At 68.1% G+C, this 17,507-nt stretch carries 19 protein-coding genes and 1 pseudogene; 3 read left to right on the top strand and 17 right to left on the bottom strand.

Annotated elements, in window-relative coordinates:
* From AB0L59_RS10935 to AB0L59_RS10925, 3 genes are all read right to left on the bottom strand, one after another.
* Positions 1 to 195 (bottom strand): hypothetical protein (locus tag AB0L59_RS10935; RefSeq protein ID WP_365581594.1); only part of this gene is annotated, 195 nt, incomplete at its 3' end.
* 50 nt (positions 196 to 245) lie between these two features.
* On the bottom strand, positions 246 to 683 hold the full coding sequence (locus tag AB0L59_RS10930; RefSeq protein WP_365581593.1) for a hypothetical protein: 438 nt from the start codon (positions 681 to 683) through the stop codon (positions 246 to 248).
* A 135-nt stretch (positions 684 to 818) separates the two neighbouring features.
* Positions 819 to 1,544 carry a DUF4839 domain-containing protein gene (locus AB0L59_RS10925; RefSeq protein ID WP_365581592.1) on the bottom strand — a complete coding sequence of 242 codons (726 nt, stop codon included), beginning with the start codon at positions 1,542 to 1,544 and terminating at the stop codon, positions 819 to 821.
* Positions 1,545 to 1,696: 152 nt separating this feature from the next.
* Here AB0L59_RS10925 and AB0L59_RS10920 point away from each other — a divergent pair, with 152 nt between their 5' ends.
* On the top strand, positions 1,697 to 2,845 hold the full coding sequence (locus AB0L59_RS10920; RefSeq protein WP_365581634.1) for an IS630 family transposase: 1,149 nt from the start codon (positions 1,697 to 1,699) through the stop codon (positions 2,843 to 2,845).
* Here the strand turns inward: AB0L59_RS10920 and AB0L59_RS10915 are convergent.
* Together AB0L59_RS10915 and AB0L59_RS10910 are read right to left on the bottom strand one after the other, a co-directional pair.
* Positions 2,826 to 3,329 (bottom strand): ATP-binding protein, encoded by a 504-nt coding sequence (locus AB0L59_RS10915; RefSeq protein ID WP_365581590.1) that lies wholly within the window; start codon positions 3,327 to 3,329, stop codon positions 2,826 to 2,828. The genes AB0L59_RS10920 and AB0L59_RS10915 overlap by 20 nt on opposite strands.
* Before the next feature lie 304 nt (positions 3,330 to 3,633).
* Positions 3,634 to 4,062 carry a hypothetical protein gene (locus tag AB0L59_RS10910; RefSeq protein WP_365581588.1) on the bottom strand — a complete coding sequence of 143 codons (429 nt, stop codon included), beginning with the start codon at positions 4,060 to 4,062 and terminating at the stop codon, positions 3,634 to 3,636.
* A gap of 1,135 nt (positions 4,063 to 5,197) precedes the next feature.
* Between AB0L59_RS10910 and AB0L59_RS10905 the strand changes: the two genes are divergently transcribed.
* Positions 5,198 to 5,944 carry a hypothetical protein gene (locus tag AB0L59_RS10905; protein ID WP_365581586.1) on the top strand — a complete coding sequence of 249 codons (747 nt, stop codon included), beginning with the start codon at positions 5,198 to 5,200 and terminating at the stop codon, positions 5,942 to 5,944.
* Positions 5,945 to 5,955: 11 nt separating this feature from the next.
* Here the strand turns inward: AB0L59_RS10905 and AB0L59_RS10900 are convergent, their stop codons facing one another.
* From AB0L59_RS10900 to AB0L59_RS10875, 6 genes and pseudogenes are all read right to left on the bottom strand, one after another.
* Positions 5,956 to 7,506 carry an ISL3 family transposase gene (locus tag AB0L59_RS10900; RefSeq protein ID WP_365581584.1) on the bottom strand — a complete coding sequence of 517 codons (1,551 nt, stop codon included), beginning with the start codon at positions 7,504 to 7,506 and terminating at the stop codon, positions 5,956 to 5,958.
* A 319-nt stretch (positions 7,507 to 7,825) separates the two neighbouring features.
* Positions 7,826 to 8,092, bottom strand: coding sequence for a DUF4235 domain-containing protein (locus AB0L59_RS10895; protein ID WP_365581582.1), 267 nt, complete (start codon positions 8,090 to 8,092; stop codon positions 7,826 to 7,828).
* Between the two features lie 5 nt (positions 8,093 to 8,097).
* Complete coding sequence (locus tag AB0L59_RS10890; RefSeq protein ID WP_365581581.1) at positions 8,098 to 8,454, bottom strand: DUF3618 domain-containing protein; 357 nt, start codon at positions 8,452 to 8,454, stop codon at positions 8,098 to 8,100.
* A gap of 56 nt (positions 8,455 to 8,510) precedes the next feature.
* Positions 8,511 to 8,882, bottom strand: coding sequence for a phage holin family protein (locus tag AB0L59_RS10885; protein WP_365581632.1), 372 nt, complete (start codon positions 8,880 to 8,882; stop codon positions 8,511 to 8,513).
* Between the two features lie 152 nt (positions 8,883 to 9,034).
* Positions 9,035 to 9,607 (bottom strand): phosphatase PAP2 family protein, encoded by a 573-nt coding sequence (locus tag AB0L59_RS10880; RefSeq protein ID WP_365581579.1) that lies wholly within the window; start codon positions 9,605 to 9,607, stop codon positions 9,035 to 9,037.
* Positions 9,608 to 9,683: 76 nt separating this feature from the next.
* Positions 9,684 to 10,547: pseudogene (locus tag AB0L59_RS10875) on the bottom strand (YihY/virulence factor BrkB family protein); the annotation flags it as partial.
* A gap of 14 nt (positions 10,548 to 10,561) precedes the next feature.
* Between AB0L59_RS10875 and AB0L59_RS10870 the strand changes: the two are divergent.
* Complete coding sequence (locus AB0L59_RS10870; RefSeq protein WP_365581578.1) at positions 10,562 to 11,530, top strand: IS701 family transposase; 969 nt, start codon at positions 10,562 to 10,564, stop codon at positions 11,528 to 11,530.
* Here the strand turns inward: AB0L59_RS10870 and AB0L59_RS10865 are convergent.
* The 6 genes from AB0L59_RS10865 to AB0L59_RS10840 form a co-directional block, all read right to left on the bottom strand.
* Positions 11,447 to 11,773 carry a MarR family transcriptional regulator gene (locus AB0L59_RS10865; protein ID WP_365581630.1) on the bottom strand — a complete coding sequence of 109 codons (327 nt, stop codon included), beginning with the start codon at positions 11,771 to 11,773 and terminating at the stop codon, positions 11,447 to 11,449. The genes AB0L59_RS10870 and AB0L59_RS10865 overlap by 84 nt on opposite strands.
* Before the next feature lie 212 nt (positions 11,774 to 11,985).
* Complete coding sequence (locus AB0L59_RS10860; protein WP_365581576.1) at positions 11,986 to 12,891, bottom strand: 3-hydroxyacyl-CoA dehydrogenase; 906 nt, start codon at positions 12,889 to 12,891, stop codon at positions 11,986 to 11,988.
* Positions 12,888 to 13,874 (bottom strand): 3-hydroxyacyl-CoA dehydrogenase NAD-binding domain-containing protein, encoded by a 987-nt coding sequence (locus AB0L59_RS10855; RefSeq protein ID WP_365581574.1) that lies wholly within the window; start codon positions 13,872 to 13,874, stop codon positions 12,888 to 12,890. Before AB0L59_RS10855 ends, AB0L59_RS10860 begins: the two co-directional genes overlap by 4 nt.
* A gap of 60 nt (positions 13,875 to 13,934) precedes the next feature.
* A complete protein-coding gene (locus AB0L59_RS10850; protein ID WP_365581572.1) occupies positions 13,935 to 14,717 on the bottom strand; it encodes a crotonase/enoyl-CoA hydratase family protein in 783 nt (260 codons plus the stop codon).
* Positions 14,714 to 15,946, bottom strand: coding sequence for a CoA transferase (locus AB0L59_RS10845; RefSeq protein WP_365581570.1), 1,233 nt, complete (start codon positions 15,944 to 15,946; stop codon positions 14,714 to 14,716). The genes AB0L59_RS10850 and AB0L59_RS10845 overlap by 4 nt, the downstream gene beginning before the upstream one ends.
* A 5-nt stretch (positions 15,947 to 15,951) precedes the next feature.
* On the bottom strand, positions 15,952 to 17,178 hold the full coding sequence (locus AB0L59_RS10840; RefSeq protein ID WP_365581568.1) for an acyl-CoA dehydrogenase family protein: 1,227 nt from the start codon (positions 17,176 to 17,178) through the stop codon (positions 15,952 to 15,954).
* Positions 17,179 to 17,507 lie beyond the last annotated feature (329 nt).

Here is a 17,507-nt window from a genome sequence, read left to right as displayed (position 1 = left end):
GCACAGCCCCCCCGACCCCCCGCCGCCGACCGCCGCGCGCAGCCGGTCGGCGACGGGACGGCGTTGGAAGGACAGGACCCGGGGCGGGAGCGTCCCGACCTGGTGCGGCCAGCTGGCCGGGGTGCGGGGGACCGCGTAGTAGCGGACCTGGTCGGCGTGCTGGAAGGCCATGCTGCCGCGGTCGGCGAAGACCACGGCGCGTCCGTCGCCGGGCGCGGGATGGGCGGAAATGGCGCCGGGTGCGCTCAGCCCTGGGATGCTCCCGGCTGCGGAGGGTTTCCCAGGCTCACATCCCCCATGCTCCAGGCGGCGGCGGAGCCGTGGTCGGCGCGGATGTCCACATTCCCGCCGACGGCCATTCCGCCATCGCCTGCCGACGCTCCACCAGATGTGCCACTCAGGCTCTGCAACTGCTTCACCGCCCGGTCCATGGCCTCGCGGAAGCCGGGATCCTCCTCGGCGGCGTCCTCCAACGCGAGTTGCACCCGTTGCCGGGTACGGTCGCTGGCCTGGTCCTGTCCCGCCCGGGCCTCCTCGGCGAGCCGGTGCAGTGCGGGGTCCTCACCCAGCTTGCGGCTGACCAGCTCGTGGAGTTGGTCCATCGCGGCATCGAGGGTGCGGTCAACCTCCTGATCGGCCCGCCCCGCTACCCGTTTCGCTTTGCGGAGCAGCCAGGCGAACACGTACCCGACAGCGATCTCTATGCCCGTCACCACACCTCCAGAGCGTCACTGACGACAGATCAGACCGTACCCTTCCTGACCGGCGAAGAAAGCGGTTCGGCACGCTGGTCCGTGAAGACGCGGCTGCCAGCTTGACTACCGGAGCTCCGTCCAGATCGGATCGAGGAAGAAGAGGCACTGGTCCGCGTTGAATTCGCCCACTTTGGCGATGAAGCGGAACTTGTCGCCTGAGCCGACGGTAGCTGGGATCTTCTTACCGGTCAGTTTCAGGTCAAGGATGTTGACGTCCTCGTACTTGAAGGCCGGGCCGACCGTCGTGTTCGGTCCCTTGTCGCCCGGGCCCAGGAGGAAGTCGTAGCGGGTGTCGTAGTGACCGTGGGGCGCCATGTTAACGATCGAGCCGTTGAATGTGACCGTCTGGCCCTTGTGCCTGGTCGCGAAGTTCAGGTTCGCGTCGTCGCACGAGTCCGCCTTCAGCAGTGCTGCGAATTCCGGGTTGTTCTGCGGCGTGATCACCTCAGTGGTAGCCGACTCGGCCGCGGTCGAAGTCGGCGTAGCGGAAGGCTTCTCGCTCGCAGCGATCGTCGACTTGTCTGACTCGTCCCTCTTCTCGCCTCCGTCGCTGAGTGCAGAGGCAACGCCGATGACGATGGCCAGGATCACGAGGGCGGCGGTCGCCGTACCGATCAGGAGCCACGGCTGCGGCTTCTTCGGCCGACGGAAGTTGAGGGTGGAGCGAAGCGTGCCCTGGGACTGTTCCACGAGCTCCCAGCCATCCTTCTGCATCTTCGAGATCACCAAGCCGTCAGTGCCGCGAACTGTCTTCACGGTCTTGTACTCGTACCTGATCTCGTCGGCCATGCGACTCCGCGCCCCCTACATGAACTGTTCACACCAACTGCCTCGCGAGCATAGGGGACTCCGCTAGTGCTCTGACCGGGAAGGTTCGCCGCGTTGGTGGTCGTGGCGGTTGGATGTGCGTGACGTTCGTCCGTCCGATCGTTGGGGGTGTGGTGGCCGAGCCTGTCCGTGTGCGCAGGCTGACCGACCAGGAGGGGCAGAAGCTGCAGCAGACCGTGCGCCGGGGCAGCACCAGTTCGGTGCGCTACCGGCGGGCGATGATGCTGCTGGCATCGGCCGGCGGGAACCGGGTCCCGGTGATCGCGAAGCTGGTGCAGGCCGACGAGGACACCGTCCGCGACGTGATCCACCGGTTCAACGAGATCGGCCTCGCCTGCTTGGACCCTCGGTGGGCGGGAGGCCGTCCCCGCCTGCTCAGTCCTGACGAGGAGGATTTCGTCGTCCAGACGGCCACCACCCGCCCGACCAAGCCCGCCCAGCCCTTCACCCGCTGGTCCATCCGCAAACTCGCCGCCTACCTGCGGAAAGTGCACGGCCACGTGATCCGGATCGGCCGGGAGGCGTTACGGTGCCTGCTCGCCTGCCGCGGCGTCACTTTCCAGCGCACCAAGACCTGGAAGGAGTCCCCGGACCCCGATCGTGACACCAAGCTCGACCGCATCGAGGACGTCTTGGAGCGCTTCCCGGATCGCGTCTTCGCGTTCGACGAGTTCGGCCCACTCGGCATCCGTCCCGCCGCCGGGTCGTGCTGGGCCCCTGCCGGTCACCCCGGGCGGCACCCCGCGACCTACCACCGCACCCACGGCGTCCGCTACTTCCACGGCTACTACTCCGTCGGCGACGACACTCTGTGGGGCGTCAACCGCGGGAAGAAGGGGGCCGCGAACACCCTGGCGGCACTGAGGTCGATCCGCGCGGCCCGCCCGGACGGCGCCCCGATCTACGTCATCTTGGACAACCTGTCCGCACACAAGGGTGAGGCGATCCGGCGCTGGGCGAGGAAGAACCGGGTCGGGCTGTGCTTCACCCCGACCTATACGTCCTGGGCCAACCCGATCGAGGCCCACTTCGGGCCGCTGCGGCAGTTCACCATCGCCAACTCCAACCACCGCAACCACTCCGTCCAGACCCGGACCCTGCACGCCTACCTGCGCTGGCGCAACAAGAACGCCCGCCACCCCGACGTCCTCGCCGCCCAGCGGAAGGAACGCGCTCGCATCCGCAGCGAAAAAGGCATCCGCTGGGGCAGCCGTACCCTCCCCGCCGAGCAGCGTCAGATCCTCAGGTCGAGGGCCGCATGACGACCTGCTCACCCTCTCCGCTCGGCTCCTCGAAGTTGGCCATGTAGCGGTTGAACAGCGTCTCATCCACGGTGACGGAGTTGGCGCCCCCCACGCTGTTGCGTCGCTCAAGGCGACGCTCCAGCGTGGTCCGGTCGGCCTTGAGGTGGACCAGTTCCCAGCGGCAGCCGTGGCTCTCGATCAGCGCCTTGTAGTCGTCGCGGGCGGCGCGACTCCAGAAGCTGTAGTCCACCACTACGTCGCGCCCGGCCAGCATCAGCTCGACCAGCTCCTGCCGCTGCTCGCGGCGGACCTCCTCCTTGAGCTGGTCGAATGCCTTGGCTTCCAGTACCAGGCCAGCGTCACGCTGCCCGAGTCGTTGCCAGACCACCTCGTCGATCGACAGCCGGGCGAAACCGCGTCGCACCAGCTCCATCGCGTAGGTGGTCTTGCCCGCCCCCGGAAGACCGCACATCAGGACCACCGTGCTCATCTGCTGCGTCACGGAGCCAGGTTAGACCCAAGAACACGCTCGCCTCCGTGGCAACAAGGGGACCCACTCGCAGCGGGCCCACAGCGGCCTACAGACCCGGCGAACCTATGTGGTCACAGCACTAGCGACGGGAACTGGCTCGCCGAAGCCGACACCGCCGGCGCAAGACTGCGCGGCCAGCTCACCGAGCGCGTCCTGCCGCTGCCGGGGCTGCTGTAGCTCCCCCAGGGCGCGGCGGCCGCCGTCTGCGGCTCAGTGGTCCCGGAGGTGCCCGGGCTCCGATGGGCGAGGCGCGCGACGACCGTCAGCACGATGCCTAGTCTCGCGGCGGTGGCCCGTCGCCCAGGAATTCGCTGGCGGTGTCGACCAGGCGCAGCCAGCGCGCGGCGGAGCCGGAGGTCAGGCCCGCAGACACCAGGCGCAGTTGTTCCACCCGGGTCACCAACTTGGCGGGCAGGGGGCGGGGCAGCGCGGCAAAAAGTTCCACATCATCCTGGCTTCGCAGCTTCGCCAGGGCCTTCGCCCGCCACTCGGTCTCATCCGTACCTGCACCAGTGTCAAGGGCGGTGGTGATGAGCGCGATCAACGCGACTGCTTCGACCTGGGCGAGCAGGTCGTCACGATCCACTCCCCAAACCGAGCAGCCCTCATTCACCCACACCTCGAACGCCTCGTCACTCAGGCGTCCGTCCGTGATCCGTTGGGCGAGCCGCTCACTTGCCGCTATCACGTCGTTCATGGCCATTGCGGCTTCGCCTCTCGTGACACACCGTGGGACGCGCTCCGACGCCCGCCCCGCAGCAACTCTCCTACAGGTATTTGACGTTGAACACCGAGCTGTAGGCGGTGCCGCTGTCCGTGGTGCCGTAGTAGATCGTCCCCCAACGTCTCGGTGCGATATGAGTACGTCGTTGAGGACGAGCGGCAGCTGGACGCCGCTGTCGTCGAGCGTGCCGGGGGCGGACAGTTGCTCTGCCGCGGGCCTGCCGCCTGCGTCTCCCAACGGCCGGGCCCGCTCAGGTAGATCTGCAGATCCGCCTCGCTGCTGCAGGAAAACGGTGCATGCGGGGTGCAGGAGCGGATCCCGCCCGTGCCAGTGATCTTCACGCCGCTGTAGTTCGCCTTGTTCGCGAACAAGTCGCAGGTCACAGTGTCGTCCACAGGATTCCCCGTGGCACTTCCGGCCTGTAACTCCACAACGGGATCGGCCTTGGCCGCGGACGGCGGCGCGGGGTCCGCGGCCGCCACGCCGCCCACCAGTGCGACAGATGCGGTGAACGAGACCGTGATCACCGAACGCGGCACGGTGCTACGGACAGTTCTGATGTTTCTGTGAGTGCCGGTCAGCACAGCTCCCCCTCGAGGTCATCGAACAATGACGTTCCGGGTGGTGCAGTGGCATAGATCGCTAACATTACATGACAATATTCGCGGAAGGGGGCATCCAACTCGACTGTGAGCTGGCGAAGGCAAGACGCGGGGTCATCTCCAGCACCTTGCTGCCTCCGCGGAGGGCCGGGCCGGGCGGCGCGGCTGGTACGCGGTCTTTACCGGAGACGCATATGCGCTCACCATCGGTGATCAGGGTGGGGTCAGCCGGGCTGTCGGCTGCGTGGCGACTACGTGTCCAGGGGTCGGGGATGGGCGTCTTGTGGAAGCTGGAACCGGCCGCCGAGGCGAAGCACCGGTTGTGCAAGGGGAATTCACGGGTGTCCGCAGGCTCCCGACCACAAGTCAGACGGTATGGGGGTGGGGAGATCCATCGAGCAAGTGTGGGGTCCCGCCAGAGCAGGGGGTGGCCACTTTCAGGGTTCTGACCGCAGTTCCGTGAAGGATCTTGGAGTCTCTCGGCCCGGTGCAGCCCGTCCGGAGCCGCCTGGTTGTATGAACGCATGACGGATTGGTCGACACTCACCGACGCGTGCGGCTCGGCAGAGCACGTGCCTGCTCTCCTGGATCGATTCGAGGCCGATCCGAGCGGTGTGTGGTCCGAGCTGATGGACCACCTGTGTCCGCAGCTGGACACCGCCTTCGCCGCCAGCTTCGCAGCACTTCCGCGCCTGGCCGAGATCGCGACCGCGGGCAGGCCGGAGACCCTGGGCTGGGTGCTGCTGGCGGCGGGAGCAATCACTTCCTGCTCGCCGGGGTTGTCCGATTCCGACAGCCCTCTGACGGTCTTCTCGGCTCCGATTGCGGTTCTGCATGACCTCACCGATCGCCGCCTGAGCCAGACGGCCGAGGCCGAGGAGTACGTGAACCTGCTGCAGGCCCTGCTCTCCTTCGAGGGCGTCGAGATCTGGGATCGCTCCCTGGACGGCCTGCAGACCGGGGAGTACGAGGTCGACTGCCCCTACTGCGGCGTCAACATGTTCGTCGTCATCGGACAGGACGACTCCTTCTGCTGCACCGACGACTACGCGCTGCCAGAAGTGCTGAAGTCACCCCTCCAACCGGCGCGAACGCTGCAGTTGGAAGGGCTGCCGCGGAGGCTGTTCACGCGGGCCTCGGCGGACGGTCAGGAGGGCCTGGCACATGGCGTCCGTTACCTGTTCGGGCGGGCCTCCTGCCCGGACTGCGGGACCGACTTCTCGGTGGCCGAGCGTGTGGCGGCCGGCTGGATTCCGTGACCGGCCCGAGGCTATGTGCGGGAGAGGGTTCGGGTCCGTAGTAGTCGGAAGCCGGCCCGCCCGTACATGGCCCGCTTGATCGTTTTCACGCGATTGACATGGCCTTCGACCTTGCCCGAGCTCCATTCGTGGGTGGGGCCGGCGGTGACAGCGTCGAAGTCCTGGCGGAGGAACGCGGCGAACTTGGCGACCGGGAGGACGTCGGAGTGTTCGGCCTGGCGGATCCAGGCAGGCAGCAGTTGGCCTCGGCGGTTGCGGACGAGGTCCGTGAAGGCCCGGGCGAGGTCGCAGGCCCGCGCGATGTCCGGGCACGCGAGGCGGGCCTGGTCGAGGTGTTCGACCTCCTGAGTGCTGAGGAGCTCGCGGTTGCGCATGATCCAGGAAGTGATCCGGCGCGGGCTTGGGATTTCCGCTGGTGCGGTCGGGGCCGTGCCGGCTTTCAGGGTTCGGAGGTAGGGGGTGAGAGTCGAGTAGCCGCCGCGGAATCCGCGTTCGCGGATCTGCTGGAACAGTATGCGGCCGTTGGTGATGCCTACGGCGTACTGCTGCTGCAGGAAGGGCTTGAAGGCGTCCAACTTCTCGGGGCGGCGGTCGCGGGCGCTGTCGAGGAGGTGGTCGAGGCTGGTGTCGCGGTAGCGGCGGACCGTCTTGCGGTCGAGACCGAGGCGGCGGGCGATGTCACTGAGCGGGTGGCCGGCCGCGACCATGCGGGTGAGTTCGGCGTGGTGCTGGAGAACGCGCTGCACGATCCGCGTGGGCGGCAGTGCGTCCACCAGCGGCATCTGGATCGGGCGGTCACCTCCCCGTTCCGCGTGCTTCTTCAGGCACGGCCGGTGCTGGTGGCAGGTCTTCTCGATCGCGTCGGAGAGGTTCTGGAGCAGGTGCCAGCGGTCCGCGACTTCCATGGCGTCCGGCGCGGCTTCCTTGATCGCTTTCGTGTAGGCGCTGGCACGGTCCCGGCAGATGATCTCCGCTCCGGGGTGGGAGGTCAGCCAGGCGCCGAAGGTCTCCGAGGTACGGTCGGGCAGGACGTCGACCACCCGCCCGGCCTCGACGTCGACCAGGATGGTGCCGTACCGGCGCCCGCGTCGGAGGGCGAACTCGTCCACCCCGAGGACCCGCGGTGCCTGCTCCGGCGCCGGCGGTTCCTCCAGCAGCTCCACCAGGCAGGTCCGGCCCGCCGCCAGGTTCAGCTTGCGGCACAGCCGCTCGACGGCCACCGTCGTCAGCCACTCCTTCAGCCCGAGGCTGAAGCGTCGGTAACGTTCCGTCAGTCGGTCGACCTGCTCAACGAACGTCCTACGGGCGCATGAATTCCGATCGCAGAAAAATCGCCGCACCTGCAGACGCACAACCAACTTCTGCCCGCCAAAGGGACGTTCGGACAGGTTACGGCGGTAGGTCGAATGTACTCTGCGTCCCCGCCATCGACAGCCCGGGCAAGACGGTGGACGTCCACACGCCGCAGCATCGACGAACAGCATCGTGGTGGTGACGCTCACACCCTCCAACCGCACATCGATCCCGGGAAACAGAACGTCTTCGATCGAGGAGACCCCCATGATCGAGAACTGCCCCGAGTGAACGTTCCTGCATTCACCCTCTGACCTGGGCTTTCACGGAACTGCGGTCAGAACCACTTTCAGGGAGCCTCATCAGGCGTGCTGTCCGTGGGGATGCGTTGCTGCTGCCCCGGTGCGGAAAGGCGCGCCGCGGTGCGGTCGTGCCGGCGGCTGGTGGCCTAGCGGCCAGCCAGGACGAGGCAGGTGACCGTCGCGGCGGCCAGAGCAGGCAGCGCGTGGAAGGGGGAGACGGCTCGGCCTCTTTCCGGGGCGGGGAGGGGTGCCGGTAGCCGTGTACCGGCACCCCTCCATGATTGCGTCAGCCGGGCCAGGTGCCGGTCAGACGGCGGGTGGAGGCCGCTCCGGCGCGGTCAACGGCGGCTTTGACCCCGGCGAAGATGGCGCCTTGCAGGGCGGCGGCGAGCAGGACCTCGCTCCAGGTACGGTCCTCGTCGGTGGCGTCGGGCGCGTCGTCGTCGTGGCCGAGTATCTTCCACGCCTGTTTGAACGCCGCTCCGGCGATCACGCCGCTGATGGCACCCAGGGTCAGACCGACCGGCTTGTAAGCGATCTTCGAGGCTTTCACACCGCTCACCCCTTGCGACGGCGGCAGACCATCCACGCCACGACGGCCACACCGGCGGCTGCCAGCAGCAGGTTGCGGTTCTCCCGCGCCATCCGTGCACCCTGAGCCGTCCTTTGCTGCACGGATTCGGGGGCCTTGTCCTGCCACAGCTGGCCGGCCTGGGCGGCCTTGCCCTTGACCGGGTCGGGCAGCTTGTCCTGGACCTGATGTGCCAGGTGGGCGGCCTTGGCCTTCAGCTCGCCGGCCTTGACGGCGGCCTGTTCCTTGACCGCGGTGGCCTTCTCCTGGGCGCGTGCCTTGACGTCGGTCTTGGCCGCGAGGGCCTCGACCGTCTGGCCGAGCTCCTCGCGGGTCTGCTCCACCTACTCGCGCAGCTCCTCAGGGCTGTCGGCAGTGGGCTCGTCGTGGGGCGGCTGGGTCATCGGTGTGCGCTCTCCTTGATCTCGGCCGCATCGGCCTTCACGTTCTCGACCGTCTGCTGCGGTGTCGGCGGTGCGGCCTGGTCGACCTGCTTCTTCCCGCTCATTGCCATGACGGCGGCTATCACACCCAGCACCGCTGTGATGATCAGTGCCGCGGCCCACACCGGAAGCAGGAGCGCCAGCGCGGCGATGCCAGTCGCCACCAGAGCCTGCACCATCAGGAAGCCGACCACTCCGGCTCCGCCGAACAGGCCGCCGCCCTTGCCGTAACGCTTGCCCTTCTCCCTCATCTCCGCCTGCGTCAGGCGCATTTCACCGCGCACCAGCTCCGTCAGCTGCTGCGAAGCCCTCTGCACCAGCTCGCTCACCGGCTCCTGACCGGCATGGTGCGGGCTATGGTCGGTCCCCGACGAGAACGGCTGCGTGCTCGACACGGCGGTCACCTCCCCTCCCATCTCGTTCCTGCGGGGCCGGTGGCCCGACCCCTTTCACGGCGCGCGAGTACCCCGAACGACCCAGTTCAGGGCAGGCCCGAGCCGGGGCGGGAATTCGTTTGGCGCAGGAACGACTTCGGGGCGTGGCGGGTGAGCCAGGCGCTGGCCAGGCCGATGGCGGCGCCGGCGGCGACATCGCCGGGGTAGTGGGCACCGGACTGCACCCGTTCGAGAGCCACCAGGGCGGTTGGCACCGCGCACAGCGCGCCGGCGGCCGGCCAGGTGCGGGCAACGGCGGCAGTGAAGGCGACCGCGGCCGCAGTGTGCCCTGAGGGGAAGGAGGAAGAGTCGGGGCGGTCGGCGACCTCGTCGTGCGGGATCCACTGCGCGGGCGGCCTGGGGCGGTCGGCGAGCTGCTTGCACAAGCCGTTCGACGCCAACTGCGCCACCACCAGGGCCCCCAGCCCGGCGGCCGCCGCCTTGTGGCCCCGCCACCCGCCCCACCAGGCCATCGCGGCCGCCGCCCCGCACCACAGCTTCGAGCTCTCCGCGGACTCCTCCACCGCCGACAACGCCCTGGCCACGCCCGGCGGGATGCGGGAGGCCGCCCGCCGCGTCACAACACGGTCAGCCTCACGCAAGCCCGTCAGCAACCTCATGAGCTGCGGATATCCGCGAGCGCTGGTGGGTAAGCGCCCGAGCGTTAAGAATCAGCCCGTCACCGCTGTGCCACGGTCACGATGCGTCCAGGCGGCGCAGGTCCTCCTCGGTCCACTTCCTGGTGTCACGCGGCTCGGTGTAGGGCTCCTTGTGCGGCGGCAGGCCGCCGGCGACCGCCCGCTGCCGGACGGTCTCGGCGTCGAACTCCAGGCCGAGCAGGATGGCGAGGTTGCTGATCCGCAGCCAGATGAGGAAGACGATGACCCCGGCCATGGTGCCGTAGGTCTTGTTGTACGAGGCGAAGTTGGCGACGTAGAACGCGAAGGCGGCGGATGCGATCAGCCAGATGACCAGGGCGAGGAAGCTGCCAGGTGTGATCCACCTGAACCCCTTCACCCGGGCGTTGGGGGTGGCCCAGTACAAAAGGGCGATCATGATCGTGACCAGGACCACCAGGACGGGCCACTTGGCGACCGACCACACCGTCAGCGCGCTGTCCCCGATCCCCAGCGCCTTTCCGGCCTGGCGGGCCAGAGTGCCGGTGAAGACGACGATCAATGCGTTGACGACGGCGAGTATCAGCAGGACGACCGTCAGCCCGACCCGCACGGGGAGGATCTTCCACACCGGGCGACCTTCGGGCATGTCGTAGACCTGGTTGGCCGCGCGGATGAACGCGGCCACGTACCCCGAGGCCGACCACACCGCCAGGACGATCCCGACAATCGCCATGAGAGAACCGATGCCGGCGTTGTTCTGCAGCTGCGAGACGGCCCCGGTGATGATGTCCCGGGCGGAGCCCGGAGTGAACCGTTTGAGATTGCTCAGCACCGTGGCTGTGGTGGACTTGCCGGCGACGCCGAGCATCGACACCAGGACAAGCAGGGCCGGGAAGAGCGACAGCAACCCGTAGTACGTCAGCGCTGCGGCCCGGTCGGTTGGGTCCGGGGGGAGTGCTGATCATCGATGACACCGGATTCATCAAGAAGGGCACCACGTCAGCCGGGGTGTCGAGGCAGGACACCGGCACATCCGGAGAGATCGACAACTGCCAGATCGGTGTCTTCGCGGCCTACGCCACCGGCCATGGCAGAGCCCTCGTCGACCGCGAGCTCCACCTGCCCAAGTGCTGGACCACGGACCGAGAGCGGTGCCGGGAAGCGAAGATCCCCGACGAACGCACCTTCGCGACCAAGGGCGAGCCGGCCAAGGGCCTGGTCCGCCGCTGCATCGCCGCAGGACTGCCCGCCGCGTGGGTGACTGCCGATGAAGCCTACGGACAGGACTGGTCCTTCCGCCGCCTGCTCGAACAGCTCGACGTCGGCTATGTCGTGGCGGTGCCGAAGTCCCAGCAGATCAAGTCCCTGGCCGGCTTCTGGCGCATCGACCAGCTCATCGACGAAGCACCCGACGACGCCTGGCAGACCCTGTCCTGCGGCGACGGAGCCAAGGGCCCACGCACCTACGACTGGGCCGCGGCCAAACTGCCCGCCAACATCATCTTCGACCCGGACCCACCCACCCATCACCGCTGGGTGATGGCCCGACGCAGCCTGTCCGACCCCACCGAACTCGCCTACTACCTCGCCTACGCACCCGCCGGCGTCGAGATCGCCGAACTGGCCCGCGTCGCCGGCTCACGCCGGGCCATCGAAGAGTGCTTCCAGGCCGCGAAGAACCAGTGCGGCCTGGACGAATACGAAGTCCGACGCTACGCGGGCTGGTACCGCCACATCACCCTGGCCATGCTCGCCCACGCCTTCCTCGCCGTCCTCGCAGCCCAGGCCCAGGACACCACAAAGGGGGCAGCAGAAACGACACCACCAGCCTCACCCCCCTCACCGTGGCAGAGATCCGGCGCCTACTGGACACTCTCCTGCCCCACCCCAGACCCCACCAGGACCGACAACTGCACGCACTGAACTGGTCCCACTGGCGCAGACACCACCAAGCCAACGCCCGCCGCTGCCACTACCGAAGAAGAACCAGCTCAGAACACGCAATCTGACTGGAGTAATAAGGGGATCCGGTACGCGCACCACCCAGCCGTGCTCCCGTGTGCGGTCCACCAGATGGGAGAGTCTGCTGGTCGATATGCCCATCCGCCGGGCCAACTTGGTCAGGCCCAATTGCCCCTCAGGGGCTTCCGCCAGCCAAGAGAGCATCTCATAGTGGATCTGCCACATGCCGGTCTCACGTCGAATTTCGTGCCCGACCTGCTCAGTCAGCCACCGTGCCGCACTACTGAAGACGCGCACAGAGTGCTGCGCGTCAACGCCGGCCGATTCAATGCTCTCCACAAGGACTCCTTGAATTTTGCGACACCCCTCGGTGTAATTTAATTTTGAACCAAATGGGAGGTGACGTAAGCACTTGGTCAGACGCCTTTTCCGGTTACCAGCACGGCATGGGCGATTCCGGTGAGGTTGCCCTGTGCGACGAGGATCTCCTTGCGGTCCGATCCGTCGAGGCCGGCGGTGTAAATGCTGCCGCCCAGGTCGGTCACGTACATGCGGCCGCCGTCCGGGTCGAGGGTGATGCCGATACCTTCCATCAGGTGGGTGAGGAGGATCTCGGGCGAACGTACTGCGTTCGGCGGGTGCATGGGTGCGCGGTTCACGGTGTTGCCCCGGGGCGGGTCGCCGCGGTCCGTCCAGTACAACAGGCGCTGCACGTGGTCGAGTTCGAGGTCGATCGGCTCCGGCAGACCTTCGAAGAGCACTTCGATGTCGCTGCGTTCGGCCGCGCTCTGGCCCTCGGGAAGGTCGATTCCGGCCCGCAGGATCTTCCCCTCCCCCGCGTCGCTCGGGCCCTTCTGGGACCAGTAGAGATGTCCGCCGGCCGGGTCGACGGCGACTCCCACGCACCACCTTCTCTCGTCCTGGCGGTCGTCGGCCCCCTGTCCCGTCTGCAGGAGTGTCTCGACGTTCGAGCCGTCGAGTTCGCAGCGCATCACGCGCATGCCCTCACGATCAGCCCAGTACAGCTTCCGGCCCACGGTCTCGAAGTGGAGCTGCTTCGGGGTGTGCGTGACGCCGCTCGGCACGATCGTCGTCCGGTTGCCTCCGTCCAGGTCCACACGCTCGATCGAGCCGTCGTTCTCCGCCGGCATACCCATGTTCGTCCAGTAGATGTGCCCGGCCGCCACATCGACCGCCACCCCGTCAGGAACCCTGCACCCGGTGACGAGGACCGTCTTGCCCGAGCCGTCGGGGTGCACGCAGAACAGCCGGCCGCCACCGCTGGCTTCGAGTACGAACAGCCTCTCCTGCCGCTGTGTCATGTCCCCTCCTCTGTCACGGGGTCGGTTGTGAGCCCCGGGCCGGAGAAGTCATGCCGTGCGCGCACGGCCAGCAGGGCCGAGAGCATCGCGTCGCGCCGGTCGGCCAGCTCGTCGACCGAGTGGCCGTTCGCTTCGTCGAGGACACCGGCCACGATCGCCTGCTGGAGCTCGGGGGTGAACTCGGGGGTGCCCAGGTCCTGCCAGGACGCCACCATCCGCGGCATGAGCGTCTCCATGAAGTGCTGGATGCCGCCCTCTCCTCCGCCCAGATGCCACAGCAGATGGGGTCCCATGACACCCCATCTGAGCCCCGGGCCCCAGGACACCGCGTCGTCGGAGTCGGCCACGTCGAGCACGCCCTGCTGGACCAGGTACACCACCTCGCGGTACAGGGCGGCCTGGATGCGGTTGGCGACGTGCCCGGGAAGTTCCTTCTTGAGGTGGACCGGTTTCTTGCCGATCGCGGCGTAGAACGCCATGACGTCCCGGACCGTGTCCGGATCGGTCCTCGTGCCGCCGACGACCTCGACCAGCGGGACGATGTGCGGTGGGTTGAAGGGATGTCCGATGACGGTGCGCTCCGGGTGCCGGCACTCGGCCTGGATGACGCTCATCGTGATGCCCGATGAACTCGACGCGAGAATCGCGTCCGGCGGCGTGGCCTCGTCGATGTCGGCGAACAGCTTCACCTTGAGCTCCGGCCGCTCTGGTGCGTTCTCCTGGACGAAGTCGGCGTCCGCGACGGCCTGACGCAGGTCCGCGGTAAAGCTCAGCCGGTCGGGCGACGCCCCGGCCGCGAGCCCGATCGAGGCGGCCGCGTCCCAGGCCGCCTCCACGTACGACCGCAGAGCCGTCTCCGCGGTGGGGGCGGGATCGGTCGCCGTGACGTCGAAGCCGCGGACGAGATAGTGCGCCGCCCAGCTCGCACCGATCGTGCCGGTCCCGACGATCGCCACGCGCTGGACAGGCCTGTGCGCATTCATGACTGGTCACTGCTCCTGAGGGAATCGGATACGGGCGGTAGGGGGCCGACGTGCCTGGTATCAACGGCCGTGCCAGACAGGTGCGCGCTTTTCAGCGAACGCCCGTGCGCCTTCCCTGGCGTCCTCACTGGTGGCCAGCCCTCTGGTGATCTCGTCCTGGCGTGTGAACGCGTCACTCTCGTTCAGGCCCTGGGTTTCGCGCAGGACCTCCTTGACGGCTGCGAGCGCCAGCGGTGCGTTCCGCGCGACGCGTCCCGCCAGTTCCCGGGCCACAGTCAACGCGGCGCCGGGCGGGGTCAGTTCGTTGACGAGCCCGTACTGCTTGGCTTCTGCGGCGGTCAGCGGCTCGCCGGTGAGCAGTACGCGCGCGGCGACGTGGTACGGAAGGCGGCGCGGCAGCCGGACCAGTCCGCCCTCTGCCGCCACGAGACCACGGGTGGTCTCGGGAAGCCCGAACCGGGCGTCCTCCGCGGCGACGATCAGATCGCAGGCGAGTACCATCTCGAAGCCTCCGCCGAGCGCCCAGCCCTCGACCGCGGCGATCAGCGGCTTGCGCACCGCCGCGCGGGTGAGCCCGCCGAATCCTCGGCCGGGGAGCACCGGCAGCTCCCCCTTGGTGAAGGCTTTCAGGTCCATGCCGGCGCTGAACACCCCGCCCGCGCCCGTGAGGACGCCGACCGAGAGTTCCGGGTCCGCGTCGAGCAGATCCACGGCCGCCGCGAGTTGTACCGCGACCTCGTGGTCGACGGCGTTCTTCTGTGCCGGACGGTTGATGGTGAGGGTCAGCACGCCGTCGCGGTGCTCGTGCAGCACCATGGTGGCCGCTTCGGGCGCCGTGCTCATCGCGGCGCCTGCGCTTGTGTCGGGCCGGGAATCGCTCCCTGGGCGCGCAGTTCGGCGATGTCGGCAGGGCCGAATCCCAGCTCGGCGAGGATCCCGTCGTTGTGCTCGCCCAGGTCCGGGGCCCGCTTCGCCGGGACTTTCTTGACACCTCGCACATTGACCGGGCTGTTGATGGTGTAGTCCAGCCCGTTGACCCCTGCCAGCGGCACGACGATGTCGTTCGCGCGCAGCTGCGGGTCCTGTGCTGCCTCCTCGGGTGTTTGGATGAGGCTGTAGGTGATGCGTTCCCGGGTCAGGGCGTCCTTCCAGTGGGCGAACGGGCGTGAGCGGAACTCGGCGTCGAGCAGTTCCGTCAGCACGGCGGAGTTCTTGACGAAGCCCTCGATGCCGGCGAAACGGGGATCATCGAGCAGCTCGGGATGCCCGACGGCCCGCGTGAGTCCCGGCCAGTGCGAGGGCGAGGCGACCAGCATGAACCACTCGTCGTCCGCGGTTCGGTAGGGATTGATCAGCGGGTTGGCCGGTGCCTTCCGGTCGTGCAGCTCGAACGGCGTGCCGCCGGCAAGCGCGCCGGCCACGAGTGTTCCCGTCGCCCATACGCCTGCGGCGAGCAGCGAGGTCCCGACACTGGCCCCTTGTCCTGTCCGCTCGCGGCGGTACAGGGCGGTCAGGATCGCGGCGTAGATCGCGATCGCGGACATGTAGTCGCCGCTGCCCCAGACCGGCACCGTCGGCGGCGCTCCCGCGTCCCGGGTGGAGGCCAGCAGCCCGCTGCGCGACCAGGCGGCGGTCAGGTCGAAGCCCGGCAGTCCGGCGTCCGGACCGGCGTCCCCGAAGCCCGTGATGTCGGCGTAGACGACTCTCGGGTTCCAGCCGGATACCTCTTCGTAGCCGAGGTGCAGCTTCTCGCGCGTGCCGTGCGGGAAATTGGTGATCACCACGTCGGCCCACTGGACGAGCCGCTTGAGAACCTCGATGGCCGCCGGGGACTTCAGGTCGAGCACCATGCCACGCTTGTTCCGATTGGCGAGGTGCCAGCCGTAGTTGGCCTCGGCCCGGGGGCTGGGCGGCACGGAACTCAGCAGCCGCTGGGGGTCCCCCTTCCCCGGTGGCTCGATCTTGATGACGTCCGCTCCGAAGTCGGAGAGCACGGTGGCCGCGGCCGGTCCCGCGATGAAGCTCGACGCGTCGAGGACCTTCAAGCCGGTGAAGACGGATTCGGTGGTCATGGTCGTCACCTCACGAAGGCGCTCAGGCCACCGGTCACGGCACGTCCGACGATGAGGGTCTGGATCTCCCGTGTGCCCTCGTACGAGTAAATGGCCTCCGCGTCGGCGACGAAGCGGCCGATCTTGTAGTCGAGGACGATCCCGTTCCCAGCCATCAGCTCCCGCGCCCACCCGACGGTCTCGCGCATCCGCACGGTGCAGTGGGCCTTCGCCAGCGCGGACTGCTCGTCCCGGTACACCCCGGCGTCCTGCAACTGGGCCAGGCGCGTCACCATCCCGCACGAGGCCGTGGCGTTGCCGAGCATCTTCACCAGCAGGTCCTGCACGAGCTGGAAGCCCCCGATCGGGCGCCCGAACTGCTCGCGCTCCTTCGCGTAACTCAGGGCGATCTCGTAGGCGCCGAACATCACTCCCACCGCCTGCCACGCCACGCCGCTGCGCGTCTGGCGCAGGATCTTGGCGGTGTCCTTGAAGGAGTTCGCGTTCTGCAACCGGTTGGCCTCCGGAACGCGGCAGCCGTCGAGCACGATGTCGGCGTTCTGCACGATCCGCAGCGCCATCTTGTTCTCGATCTTCGTCGCGGTGAACCCGGGGGTGTCCTTCTCCACGACGAATCCCAGCACATGCTGTGTCTCGACATCGCGGGCCCAGATGACGACCAGGTCGGCGAACGTCGCGTTGCCGATCCATCGCTTGGCTCCGTCGAGGATCCATCCGTCGCCGTCACGTCGCGCGGTCGTCCGCAGGCCGCCCGCCACGTCGGATCCGCCGTGCGGCTCGGTCAGCCCGAAGGCGCCGATCTTCTCGAAGCGGCTCATCGCCGGCAGCCACCGCCGCTTCTGCTCGCCGGAGCCGCAGGCGAGGATGGTGCCCATGGCCAGACCTGTGTGAACGCCGAAGAACGTCGCCAAGGACGCGTCGAAGTGTGCGAGCTCCAGCGCGGTGAAGCCCGAGAAGAGGTTGCTCGGCCTTGATTCCGGGGAGTCGGGGTCGGCCCATTCCATCAAGCCCAGCTTCCCGAAGCCCCCCACCAACTGGAAGGGGAACTCGGCCCGGGCCCAGTAGTCGTCGACGAGCGGGGCGGCCTGCGTGCGCAGGAAGTCGCGCAGCGATGCGATCTTCCCCCGTTCCTTCTCCGACAGCAGTTCCTCATGGGCGTAGAAGTCGGCGGGCAGCAGCCCTGTGTCCAGGTACGGACCGGACGGTGTCGGCAAGGTCGTCGTACCGCTCATGGCAATCTCCCTCAAACGCAGTGGGCATGGCTCGCAGGTCCGCGCCCTGGAGCCGACTTCTGCGCGGCGAATCGGTTCTCTGCCTCGATTGAACGAGGAGTCGTGGCCGGTTCCCCGGCCCCTCGCCGCTGCGGGGTGCCTTTGCCACCGCGTATCACCCCAGTGGCCCGCCGCAGCCCGGTGAGACAGAGGCGCGGGGCGCGCAGCATCAGCCCATCGGGTCTGTACAAGATCCGCCCAGGCCCCACCGCGGCGGCTTCTGACATGGCCCCGCGAAATGCCTCCGCCAGACCCGGCCCGCGTCTCTTCCTCGGCTGCCTGGTGAGAGC

Source organism: Streptomyces sp. NPDC052109 (genome assembly GCF_040680195.1).
Taxonomy (GTDB): domain Bacteria; phylum Actinomycetota; class Actinomycetes; order Streptomycetales; family Streptomycetaceae; genus Streptomyces.
This window is presented reverse-complemented; position numbering and strand designations above follow the sequence as displayed.

Bases quoted from the DNA above. Each gene is read 5' to 3' on its own strand.
- AB0L59_RS10925 (WP_365581592.1), bottom strand. From the start codon at position 1,544: ATGGCCGACGAGATCAGGTACGAGTACAAGACCGTGAAGACAGTTCGC.
- AB0L59_RS10910 (WP_365581588.1), bottom strand. From the start codon at position 4,062: ATGGCCATGAACGACGTGATAGCGGCAAGTGAGCGGCTCGCCCAACGG.
- AB0L59_RS10900 (WP_365581584.1), bottom strand. From the start codon at position 7,506: ATGGGGGTCTCCTCGATCGAAGACGTTCTGTTTCCCGGGATCGATGTG.
- AB0L59_RS10880 (WP_365581579.1), bottom strand. From the start codon at position 9,607: ATGAGGTTGCTGACGGGCTTGCGTGAGGCTGACCGTGTTGTGACGCGG.
- AB0L59_RS10865 (WP_365581630.1), bottom strand. From the start codon at position 11,773: ATGCTCTCTTGGCTGGCGGAAGCCCCTGAGGGGCAATTGGGCCTGACC.
- AB0L59_RS10860 (WP_365581576.1), bottom strand. From the start codon at position 12,891: ATGACACAGCGGCAGGAGAGGCTGTTCGTACTCGAAGCCAGCGGTGGC.
- AB0L59_RS10855 (WP_365581574.1), bottom strand. From the start codon at position 13,874: ATGAATGCGCACAGGCCTGTCCAGCGCGTGGCGATCGTCGGGACCGGC.
- AB0L59_RS10850 (WP_365581572.1), bottom strand. From the start codon at position 14,717: ATGAGCACGGCGCCCGAAGCGGCCACCATGGTGCTGCACGAGCACCGC.
- AB0L59_RS10845 (WP_365581570.1), bottom strand. From the start codon at position 15,946: ATGACCACCGAATCCGTCTTCACCGGCTTGAAGGTCCTCGACGCGTCG.
- AB0L59_RS10840 (WP_365581568.1), bottom strand. From the start codon at position 17,178: ATGAGCGGTACGACGACCTTGCCGACACCGTCCGGTCCGTACCTGGAC.